6 protein-coding genes and 1 pseudogene are annotated in these 5078 nt (G+C 63.9%); 3 read left to right on the top strand and 4 right to left on the bottom strand.

Annotated features, from left to right (window positions below; all coding sequences use genetic code 11):
* Positions 1 to 513 (top strand): annotated as a pseudogene (locus EOA60_RS18105) (hypothetical protein); the annotation flags it as partial.
* A complete protein-coding gene (locus EOA60_RS18110) occupies positions 500 to 1123 on the top strand; it encodes a hypothetical protein (RefSeq protein WP_245322431.1) in 624 nt (207 codons plus the stop codon). The pseudogene EOA60_RS18105 and the gene EOA60_RS18110, both read left to right, overlap by 14 nt.
* A gap of 3 nt (positions 1124 to 1126) precedes the next feature.
* Here EOA60_RS18110 and EOA60_RS18115 read toward each other — a convergent pair whose 3' ends face one another.
* The 3 genes from EOA60_RS18115 to EOA60_RS18125 are packed head-to-tail and all read right to left on the bottom strand — an operon-like array spanning position 1127 to position 3276.
* Entirely contained in the window at positions 1127 to 1570 is a 444-nt protein-coding gene (locus tag EOA60_RS18115) for a GtrA family protein (protein ID WP_095825383.1), read from the bottom strand.
* Positions 1548 to 2240 carry a class I SAM-dependent methyltransferase gene (locus tag EOA60_RS18120; protein ID WP_095825384.1) on the bottom strand — a complete coding sequence of 231 codons (693 nt, stop codon included), beginning with the start codon at positions 2238 to 2240 and terminating at the stop codon, positions 1548 to 1550. Before EOA60_RS18120 ends, EOA60_RS18115 begins: the two co-directional genes overlap by 23 nt.
* Positions 2215 to 3276: a glycosyltransferase family 2 protein gene (locus tag EOA60_RS18125; RefSeq protein WP_128311689.1), complete on the bottom strand. Its 1062-nt coding sequence runs from the start codon at positions 3274 to 3276 to the stop codon at positions 2215 to 2217. Before EOA60_RS18125 ends, EOA60_RS18120 begins: the two co-directional genes overlap by 26 nt.
* Before the next feature lie 440 nt (positions 3277 to 3716).
* Between EOA60_RS18125 and dusA the strand changes: the two genes are divergently transcribed.
* Positions 3717 to 4715, top strand: a complete 999-nt coding sequence (gene dusA / locus EOA60_RS18130; RefSeq protein WP_127335424.1) for a tRNA dihydrouridine(20/20a) synthase DusA — start codon at positions 3717 to 3719, stop codon at positions 4713 to 4715.
* A gap of 72 nt (positions 4716 to 4787) precedes the next feature.
* Here dusA and EOA60_RS18135 read toward each other — a convergent pair.
* Positions 4788 to 5078, bottom strand: a 291-nt coding sequence (locus tag EOA60_RS18135; RefSeq protein ID WP_128311692.1) for a TIGR02281 family clan AA aspartic protease, incomplete at its 5' end; no start/stop codon positions are given.

Here is a 5078-nt window from a genome sequence, read left to right on the forward strand (position 1 = left end):
GGTAGAGCATGTAGGCGAACAGGCCGGCCGGATCTCATCATCGCCATACTCATCTCGCCCGCCGGCCTGTTCGCCTACATGCTCTACCTTTACGTCACGGTCGGGGACGGCTTTGCCTTCGTGCATGTCCAGCGCGCGTTCGGGCGCGTGGCCGGCAACCCGCTGCTGTTCCTCTGGGCGGGGCTGTCCTATCACCCCGGGGCCGGTTGGTGGCCCAGTGCGCCGCAATGGAGCGCGTCGACGGCAATCGTGGGACTGGCGCTGGCGGCGGTGCTCGCGGCGCGCAGGCAAATTGGCGCGGCCCTGTTCTGCGCCATGGCCATCATCCTGCCTTTGACCTCGAATCTGGCTTCGATGGTCCGCTATGTCGTCGGCCTCGCGCCGCTGACGATGCTGACGGCGGTGCTGTTGTCGGGCTCGAAGGCGACATTGGTCGCTGCGCTGATTGTCTTCCTCTTCACCTGCTACTTCATGACCGTGGCCTGGCTTGGAGGCTATCTTGCGCTGGTCTGAGCTGACGGAATCGACCAGGCCGGTAATCCTGGGTGCCGGCTACGCGCTGGCGGGCGCACTTGCGGCAGCCGAGATCGCCATCCTGGCGCTTGCCCTCAGCCCGAATGTCAGCGACGATTACCGCGCCTATTACATCGACAAGACCACCACATGCCTCAACCGGGACGCCGTGGGGCGCTACACGCCAGGCCGGACCGTATCGTTCCGCTCCGACGGCGCCCGGGAAGCAACCACCATGATGGTCTGCGGCTGGTCGGGGCCAGTAGCGGACGGCACCCATTCGCTGGGCGAGAGCTCTCGCCTGCGCCTTACCCTGCCGCCGCTCCGCGACGGGCTTCGGGCAACGCTGGAAATGGCCGCCGTTATTCGCCCGCCGCAGACCTGGCAGAGGATCGTCGTGTCGGCCAATGGGACCGAGGTGTATCGGGGGACGCTGTCGGGCGATGTGGCGACAACTGTGTCCTTCGTCATTCCGCACGCCGTGCTGGCTGGCAAGGCGACACTGGACATGGCCATCGAGTATCCCGACGGCATTCCGCAAAGCGCCGATGCGAGCAACATCTACAACCGCGCCATCAAGCTGAGATCTTTCCGGCTGGACACGCTTTGATCCTCAGGACGGCCCGTCATCGCGCAGGCGGCGCTCTGCAAAGACCCAGCGATCGAGCACAAGAAGGTTAAGCGCTGGTATGGCCAAGGAAGTGAGGAGAACGGGAACGGCAAGCGGCAGGCCGAATGTCACCGTCAGCAGGTACGGTGCCGCGTAAGCCATAGCGAGGCCGGCAATGGTCAGCAACACGAAACGCGGCGCCTGCGACCGGTGCGAGCCGGCCGACATGAAGGTGAAGGATTTGTGCGCCAGATAGGAAAACAGGGCGGCGGCCGCGTAAGCGGCGAGCGAGGCTTCGACGGGCGCGAGGCCGAGCCAGTTCGATTGGGCAAAGATTGTAGTCAGGACGGCATAGAGGATTGTGGCGACAAGGCCGACTGAAGCGAAGCGCCCCAGGAGCTTCGCGCCGGCGACGGGACGATTCTCAGGCGCGGGCGACACAGGCATACTGCGCTCCGAGCGGCAGCCAAGCGAGCGCGCTTTCCAGTTTCCGGGCAAGCGGCTTGGCCGACGGCAGGAGCAGAAAATGCTCGCAGTGCGCGTCGCGGAAGCCCGCCTGCTCAAGCAGCGATGCCGCCTTGCCAGCGCGGAGCAGGACGGCGTCCTTGTCGAACGGACATCTCAACACCGCCATACGGGTCAGCGGGTTGTAGGGATTGTGCTCGATGATGCAGCCAAGTCCGCCTCGCCGAACGACGCGCCGCATCTCGCGGATGAAACCCAGCCACGACGCAGGCGGCACGTGGTGGACGACGCAACTGGCGAACGCCAGGTCGAACATGCCATCCGCGTAAGGCAGGCGTGAGGTGGTGCACACGCTGTATGCGACGTGCGGGTTCTCAGCGCTGGCACGCGCGAGGGACTCCTTCGACACGTCGCAGCCGTCGAGTCGATCGAAGACATCGGCGAGATGCGGATGAAGCGAGCCCACGCCGCAACCGACATCGAGCGCGCGCACGCCTGCGCCGCCCCGCCGGAGGTCCTGCTCGAGGACCAGTCGTCGCAGAAGCTCGGCCTTGGCACGCAGGAAGAAATCATGGCGCAGCCCGGAGAACCGGATCGAGCCCTCGACTGCCTCACTGTAGCTGGACCTATAGCTGTCGAAGAGTTCGGACATCCGCCGTGACCCCGTTCCTGGACTTGCGAAACGAAGCGCGCTTGTCGCGGGAGGCGACGCGCATCGGCCGGTCGAAGCCACTCAGCCTTTCGATAACGTAGAGCGGGCGCCGTTTGACCTCGGCATGGATGCTGCCGACGTAAAGGCCCATCACGCCGGTCATGAAAAGATTGATGCCGATTAGCAGCGACACGATCACCACCGTCGATGTCCAGCCGGCAATCACGCCGGTTTCGAGGATCCAGGCCGCGATGGCGTATGCGCCGAACGCCAGGGCGAGAGCGGAGATGGCCAACCCGGTCAACAGCACCAGTTGCAGAGGCCGCTCCGAAAAGCCGATGATGCCATGGATGGCAAGCCGCATCATCTTCCAGAACGGGTATTTGGTTTCACCAAGCGTCCGCGCCGGGCGCTCGAACGGCACCGCCGCCTGCTTGAAACCCATCCAGCCGAACATGCCCCTGACGAAGCGGTCGTGCTCCGGCATGCGCTTGAACGTGTCCAGCGCCTTCCGGCCGACGAGGCGGAAGTCGCCGACATCGCGCGGGATCTCGACCGGTGTCATCCTCTCCAGTAGCCGATAGAACAGGCTGGCGGTAAAGCGCTTGAACCAGGTTTCGCCCTTGCGGCTGACGCGCCTTGCGCAGACGACTTCGAAGCCGTCCTTCCACTTCGCAACCAGGTCGAGAACGACCTCGGGCGGATCCTGCAGGTCAGCGTCCATGACGATGACGGCCTCGCCGGAGGCCGCTTCCATGCCGGCGCTGATGGCGATCTGGTGGCCGAAGTTGCGGGAGAGCTCGATCAGGCGGAAGCTCGGTTCGGCGGCGACCATGCCGCGCAAATAGCTCACGCTTCGGTCGCTGCTTCCGTCGTCGACGAAGATGACTTCGGTGTCTCCGTCCAGTTTTGCGGTCAGTGCGCTGATCCGCTCGACCAGCCGGGGCAACACCTCCTCCTCATTGTATATCGGCAGCACCAATGAGTAGCGTAGGGACGGTGCCCGCGTCCGGATCCGCTGGACAGATTCTTGCATGGGATTGCAATGGAACACCGGCCAGAAAGTTCCATAAGCAGGCGCTAATTGCGGAAGAAATGGCGCTGTTCCTCGCCAAAAAAGGCGCGCAACGTTCGGTTGAAATCTAACCCGGTACCGACAGAAGTCCTTGGATCGAGGATTTTGATGCCCATCTTTTTCAGGCCGGGCGGATGGAGCGCCCACCGGATCGCGAAAGAGCTACCCATCCGCGACTACCAATGATGCGACTCTCGATCCGGCGCTGATCGTGCGCCGAAAACCTTTCTTGAGATGCCCCGTGACGAGCCTGGGCTCTCCAAGAGCCGGATTTTAGTTTAGGGAAGGTGTCCAATTCGTGTGCGCTCCGTGTGCACCGACGCATCGAAAACCGGACAAAGGGGCGTCTCGTGGGGAAAAGACCACACGACGTGGCCCAACATTTTTGAAACAACAAAAAAATGTCGAAGTATCAAGATTTCAGAATAGCCATAGCACCAATGATGGACTGGACGGACCGGCATTGCCGGTTCTTTCACCGTCAGCTGACGCGTCGCACGTTGCTCTACACGGAAATGGTGGTGGCGGACGCAGTCATCCATGGCGCACGCGAGCGCCTGCTCGGCTTCGACGGTGCCGAGCATCCGGTTGCGCTTCAGCTTGGCGGTTCGGATCCGCGAAAGCTTGCCGAAGCGGCGGTGATCGGCGAGGCGTTCGGTTACGACGAAATCAATCTTAATGTCGGCTGTCCGTCCGACCGCGTCCAGTCGGGCACTTTCGGCGCCTGCCTGATGAAGACGCCGGTGCTGGTCGCCGAATGCATCGCGGCGATGAAGGCGGCGGTGACAATCCCCGTCACGGTCAAATGCCGCATCGGCGTCGATGACCAGAACCCCGAACCCGCTCTCGCCACGCTCGCAGACGGCGTGCTGACGGCCGGCACCGATGCGCTCTGGGTGCACGCCCGCAAGGCGTGGCTGGAGGGGCTTAGTCCCAGGGAAAACCGCGAGATCCCGCCGCTCGACTATCCGCGCGTCTATCGGCTCAAGGCCAGGATGGCGAACCAATTCATCGGCATCAACGGCGGCATTCAATCCCTTGACCAGGCAGAGGCGCACCTCGCTTATGTCGACGGCGCCATGCTCGGCCGCGCGGCCTATCATACGCCCGGCATCCTCACCGGGATCGATGCCACATTTTACGGCGAGGCGCCGGTCGCTTTCGACTACGCGGCGCTGATGGACGCCATGGCCGCTTACGCCGCGCGCCACATCGAGAAGGGCGGACGGCTCGGCCATGTCACGCGCCATATGGTCGGGCTGTTCCACGGTCTCCCGGGCGCGCGCCGCTACCGGCAGACTTTGTCCACCGACGCCAACAGACCCGGCGCCGGGCCAGAGGTGCTGAAGACGGCGTTCGCGGCAATAGATTTCGTGGCGGCGGAAACCGAAGCCGCTTGAGGCGGATCGGGCGGCTAGAGCGTTTCACCGGCGAACCGCTCCATCTGTTTGTTTTGGACGCAATCGGGAAATCTAGTCGCGCAGGATCATCCGGTCACCGCGCACCTCGAAGCCCGACAGCGAGCCGATGAAGTTCATGCCGAGCAGGCTTTGCTCGAGCATGCCGGGCGCCGCGACCATCACCGGCATATCCTTGCGCACGATGCCGCCGATCGCCATCTCGTCGGTCCTGACCGTTGCCGCACGCGCCATGCCGTTGGCGGTCGAGACGTCCACGGTGTAGCTGAGCGCCGCTGGGTTGAAGCCGGCCGCCTGGGCGTCCTCCGCCGTCAGCACCGTGCTGGTCGCGCCGGTGTCGACCAC

The sequence above is a fragment of the Mesorhizobium sp. M1A.F.Ca.IN.020.06.1.1 genome (assembly GCF_004023265.1).
Taxonomy (GTDB): domain Bacteria; phylum Pseudomonadota; class Alphaproteobacteria; order Rhizobiales; family Rhizobiaceae; genus Mesorhizobium.